Below are 5373 nucleotides of genomic sequence, written 5' to 3' on the forward strand. Positions count from 1 at the left end.
GATTTCTAATTTCAATTCATTTGAATACGTATTATTTTTTCTCGACATAGAAAAATCCCCTTTAAGTAAAATGTTATCTACAGCGTACTGTAGGTTTTTTAACATTGTCTACTTAAAGGGGATAATACAACGATGCTGTCAGGTTTTATGTTAATTAGCTGCTTTGGATCCCGATTATTAAGGCTTCGCAGTCATCGACTAATGACGATTCCGCTTATTGCGATTTTATTTATTACATCGATGCTTCCTCGAAACAGCTTGCAGACCTTTCAATTCGTTAAGTGGATCGGTGTATGGGGACTGTTCTTAACGATCGCTTACCCTCTGTTCTTGTTAATCGTGTCTGTCATACGGAAGAAAGGGGGGTTTACATGAAAAGGAAGCTGCTATGGATCTGTATGATCCCTTTTATTGTTACAGGCTGCTGGGATCGGGTAGAAATTGAGGAAAGAGGTACAATACTCGCCTTAGCTATAGATCCCGCAACCGAAGAGGATATGAAAAAGGAGTCTCCTGTAAGCCATCCGAAGGAAACAGTTCCTACATCCTCGAAAAAACGGATGATTAAAATTACGGCACAGCTCGCTATTCCAGGTCAAATCCCTTTAGGCCCAGAAAGTGGAGGAGGTGGTGCAAAAAGCTCAGAGAAAGTATGGGTTGTTTCTTCGGTTGGACATACGATGGAAGATGCGATGCAGAATCTGCAGCAATATATCGCGAATGAACTTTTTTTTGGACATCTACAAATAATTATTTTAAACCAAAATATTGCCAAAGCAGGGATTGATGATATCACGGAATATTTAAGACGGATTCCGGAAATTCGACGTACCGTATGGCTTGCAGTAAATGAAAATGATGCTGCCCATACGATGAGTGTATCCCCAAAGCTTGAACGAGTCCCCGCTTTATATTTAACGCAAACGTTTCGGCAGGCAACGCGGATGGGAAAAATGCCTAAATGTTTGATGGGACAGTTTTGGATTGACCGGTCTAAGGAAGGGAGAGACGGATTTTTGCCCTTCATAACGGTAAAAGATAAGAATAATGTTGAAGTTTCGGGGATTGCTTTTTTTCGAGACGATAAGATGCAAGGAGTGCTGCGAACATATGAGGTTGCGTATTTCAACGGATTAACAGAACAAAATCCAGGCGGATCATCAGCATTCATTCCAGTCCCCGATACAGACGGAGAGATGATTATGTTCCAGTCCACACAACGTAAATCACGCTATAAATTGTCATTTCGAGGAGGCAAGCCGCACTTTGATGTATATGTTACCGTTAAAGGGATTGTAAAGGAGAAATCAAGCAAAATAATTGATCTGGAGAAGCCTGAAGATATCATGAAAATCGAGCAAAATGCTATTGAAAAATTTAGAAAGTCATTTGAAGCACTCATCCAAAAAACGCAGAAAAAAGGTTCGGATATATTCGGCTTCGGCGACAGAGTACGTAGCTTTGCACCGTCGTATTGGGACAGCCATATCGATGATGGTGATGCATGGCGCGAGATATATAAGAATTTGTCCGTGACGGTTCACCCTAAGATTCGAATTACTCGCGTCGGCTTAAGTCCCAAATAAATGGAATAACCCGAGCATTTTTGAACATGCTCGGGTTAATGTATGCTGTAAATCCATGCTATACGTTCAGTTTAAATTGCTTCACAAGATTCTGAAGTTCTTCAGACATGCGGTAAAGAGCAGCTGCAGATTCATCTATGCCTTTCATTAATTCAAGCTGATGATTGGATTGCTCAGATATCGCATTTGTTGTTTTGGAGGATTCCATGGCGATGTTGTGCATTTCCTCCACAGAAGCCGTCACTTCTTCCGTACCTGCTGACATTTGCTCGGTTGCCGCAGAAATTTCCTGAATTTGTTCGGCGACTTGCTCAATGGTTTGTTTTACTTTATCAAATAATGTTCCGGTATGATGAACTAATTGGGTGCTGCTCTGCAGCTTTTTATTTCCAGTCTGCATGGAACGTACCACGTTTTGTGTTTCTTCCTGAATCAAATAAATTAGATTAGAAATTTGCTTTGCTGAATTGCCGGATTGCTCTGCGAGATTTTTGACTTCATTAGCTACAACCGCAAAACCCCTGCCGTGTTCTCCAGCGCGAGCTGCCTCGATTGAAGCATTCAGGGCAAGCAGATTCGTCTGAGAAGAGATATCTCGGATGAGATCAACGATCTTGCCAATTTCCTCGGAGCGTTGTCCTAATGTGGCAACCACCTGATTCGTTTCCTTCATGGCTTCATTTAAGCCGCTCATCTCATCAACAACACTAGCAATCGATTCATGTCCAGACTTAATCTCATCCGTCGCTTGACCCGAGATATCAGCTACGAAGGAGGTTGATTCAGCAATACGCTGAATACCCGAAGCAAGCTCTTCCATCGCTCTTGCGCTGTCTTCGGAGCTCTTGACCTGAGTTAAAGAGCCGCTCGCTACTTCTTTCATGGCCGTGTTCATCTGATGAATGGATTCAGTCGTTTGATCCGCATGATGTGATAAGTCTTGAGCGGAATGACGAACATGCTCAGTATTGGTTTGTACGTTCGATATGATGGAACGCAGGGATTCAGTCATGGCATTGAAGCTGCTGCCGAGTTCTCCGATTTCATCAGAGGTTTTTACTTCGATTTTCTCTGTCAAATCACCCTGACTGATGCGGGTGGATGCTTTGACTAATTGTCTCAAAGGAGCCGTAATGGATCGAACGATGAAATGGATGAGCACACCGCCGGCAACAATTGCGATAACAAGAACAATCAGCGAAATGTACAGGATGGAACTGGCTTCCTCATCGATATCTTTGGAAAACATAATGCCGCCAATTTTCCAGTTTGTATTGATATTGGTGACGTAAACAATGGTATCGCCATCTTGTTTTAATTGGCCTTCGATTGAAAATTGATCAAACTGTTCAAACGCCTCACCAAACTCATGGTTTGGATGGTAAACGTACTTACCTTGTCCATCGACAATGAATGGATAACCTGTCTTGCCGAACTTGATGGAATCCAATGTTCTAAATAATCCGTCAAGGTTCAAATATAGTCCAACTACGCCTTGTTTATCTTGGGTCGTGACAGACAGCGTCATGACCAGCTTGCCGGATGTCTTAGAAACGAAAGGTTCGGAAATAAAGACACTGGATTCATTGGCCAAAGCCCTTGCATACCAATCATCTTGTTTAGGAGCGTAACTGGTTGGAAAAGTCATATTGCTCGTATAGATAAAGCTTCCATCTTCATGCGCCATCACGGCTCCGTCAAGCTCGGGATGCAGGGCAAAATATTGCTCTAGTTCTACTCTGGCGTCATACCCGGCTTGACCGCTTAATGTATTCGAAAATAAGTACAAGTCCTTAATCAGTGGAAGCATATTCTGATTCAATTCATTGTTAACAAGGGATACGGTTTTCTCTGCACCGGCGATTAATTGCTCTTCCACTTTGCTCTTTGCTGTATTAAAGGACAGCAGGCAAATGATAATACTTGGAATTAACAAGATAACATAAAAGGCAATCGTCAGTTTTTTTCGTAATGTCATTTTCAGGGAAAAATTGGATAAATTGAAAGATTTGAAATTCATTCGTTTCAGTAGGTTTCCTCTCTTTTGCATTAAAGCCACCTTTTCTTCTCTATGTATGGTTTGTGATGAGTCATATAGGTATTGGAGACAGTTATGCTGGTATTGCTTTTGCACTCCTTTCCATCCAGGTCTTTCTTTTTTTGCTTTCGAAACACATTAAATCTGAATCCGTGATGTACCTTCAAAACTTGATCTGTTTCAAAATTTCTTTCAAAAATAGCAACCAATACCCAGATCCTATTGTATTACATATGGGGAATCTTGTCACAATATGTAGTAATATTCATGAAAAAGAACTGCAGTTAATACTGCAGTCCTGATATCGGCTATTTATTAGATAATGTGTCCGCTTCATGGTTCAATGAATTTTGGGATGCATGCTTTTTGTAGTTTTCCAATACTTCTTCTGAAATGGATTGCCGATTTGCGTGGCGGCTCGATCCTTTCGCGCTTCGGTTTTTATTCATATTCATGGCCTAACCTCCTTGATGGCTCTCACATTAGCGGACTTGCTTCGGATTTGAAGTATCGAATGCCTCCAAATTCATTTCTGCTTGCTCTAGGTTATTCACCATGCTTTTGATTTGTTGGGTTTGGCTTGAATGAGCTGCGGCTTGCAGATGCTCTTCCGCATCCTGAAGACCCAGCTGGGCTTGCGTCAGCTTTTGCCTTGCACTCATTAAAGCGGAAGGGTCACTTTGCTTTTTTGCTTGATGTACCGCAATTTCGGTATCTCTTGCTTCCTGTACGGCTCTTTCCGCATGCTCTACCGCCCGCTGTAAGCGGCTTTGATGCTGTCCTTGTTCCACCATCGTGTCGCATCTCCTTTCCATACCGCCAGTTGAAGTTGGCTCTTCTCCTATAAAATGCGCATCGGCCGGGCACTTATACAAAGAAGGAATTGGTCATGGGGCGTAAGCAATTTGATCAAGCCTTCGTTTGAAATTCCAATCCGTTGGTCTATAATGATAGATGCGGGGTATAAATCACAAATTTGTCACAAATCGTTCAATTTACAAGACAGATGTCCCAACAAATTCCCTTTTTGATTTTGTAAAATGGTAACATTGAATACTCATGATGTAGAATAAATGATGAACATCGTGTGAACATGGAGGTCTTGTGTAAGATGCAAAAGTATGTGATGCTCTCATTGTTTCTCGTTGCTGTTGTCTTTGCTGTAGTTTTTTCACTCACGGCAATTGATGGCGGGGAAGAAGCGGCAGAAGAAGAAGTGAAGGAGAACGAGCTTCGGATCGTAGCGGAAAACTTTAAGTTTGATCAAGCCGAATATACGATTGAAGCCGGTAAAACAATGATTATCTCGATGAAAAACAAGCCGGGCGGCGGAATTCATGGGGTGGAAATCGAGGGTACGGACATTAATCTGCAGGACGGACAGTCCGCAGAATACACTTTTGAACCGGGAACTTATAATATTCACTGCTCCGTTATGTGCGGAACCGGTCATGCGGAAATGGTGTCCAAACTCATTGTCACGGAACCTTCCGGTGATGCTGGACAAGAAGAGCAGCCTGCAGATCAAGCAGAAGAACAACCGGCTGCTTAATTTCCTGCACTTTACAAGTACATGAAAAATGAGGTTAAAAACACAGCTTGAATGAATGTTCAGGCTGTGTTTTTTTATTATGGCTTTAGCCAGTTGAGTGCGTGAAACGCGCGAAACAGAAAACCACCCGCTATGCGGGTGGAGGGTTCTAGGGTTTGACCAACAAGACCATTCCGATAAAATTGAGATGTTCAGGC

6 protein-coding genes are annotated in these 5373 nt (G+C 42.3%); 3 read left to right on the forward strand and 3 right to left on the reverse strand.

The genetic code is table 11. The features are described from left to right. Nucleotides 1-132 precede the first annotated feature (132 nt). Nucleotides 133-375, forward strand: a complete 243-nt coding sequence (locus tag ACFPXP_RS08470; protein ID WP_379893795.1) for a hypothetical protein — start codon at nucleotides 133-135, stop codon at nucleotides 373-375. Next, entirely contained in the window at nucleotides 372-1586 is a 1215-nt protein-coding gene (locus tag ACFPXP_RS08475; RefSeq protein WP_379893796.1) for a Ger(x)C family spore germination protein, read from the forward strand. The genes ACFPXP_RS08470 and ACFPXP_RS08475 overlap by 4 nt, the downstream gene beginning before the upstream one ends. Before the next feature lie 58 nt (nucleotides 1587-1644). On the opposite strand, the gene ACFPXP_RS08480 is transcribed toward ACFPXP_RS08475, so the two are convergent. The 3 genes from ACFPXP_RS08480 to ACFPXP_RS08490 all read right to left on the reverse strand — a co-directional run bounded on the left by ACFPXP_RS08480 (nucleotide 1645) and on the right by ACFPXP_RS08490 (nucleotide 4418). Further along, nucleotides 1645-3636: a methyl-accepting chemotaxis protein gene (locus tag ACFPXP_RS08480; RefSeq protein WP_379893797.1), complete on the reverse strand. Its 1992-nt coding sequence runs from the start codon at nucleotides 3634-3636 to the stop codon at nucleotides 1645-1647. Between the two features lie 296 nt (nucleotides 3637-3932). Beyond that, nucleotides 3933-4079, reverse strand: coding sequence for a hypothetical protein (locus ACFPXP_RS08485; protein WP_379893798.1), 147 nt, complete (start codon nucleotides 4077-4079; stop codon nucleotides 3933-3935). 27 nt (nucleotides 4080-4106) lie between these two features. Then, nucleotides 4107-4418, reverse strand: a complete 312-nt coding sequence (locus ACFPXP_RS08490) for a hypothetical protein (protein WP_379893799.1) — start codon at nucleotides 4416-4418, stop codon at nucleotides 4107-4109. A 317-nt stretch (nucleotides 4419-4735) separates the two neighbouring features. Here ACFPXP_RS08490 and ACFPXP_RS08495 point away from each other — a divergent pair, with 317 nt between their 5' ends. Further along, entirely contained in the window at nucleotides 4736-5176 is a 441-nt protein-coding gene (locus ACFPXP_RS08495) for a cytochrome C oxidase subunit II (protein WP_379893800.1), read from the forward strand. Nucleotides 5177-5373 lie beyond the last annotated feature (197 nt).

Origin of the sequence: Marinicrinis lubricantis (assembly GCF_042658665.1) — a bacterium.
Lineage (GTDB): Bacteria > Bacillota > Bacilli > Paenibacillales > KCTC-33676 > Marinicrinis > Marinicrinis lubricantis.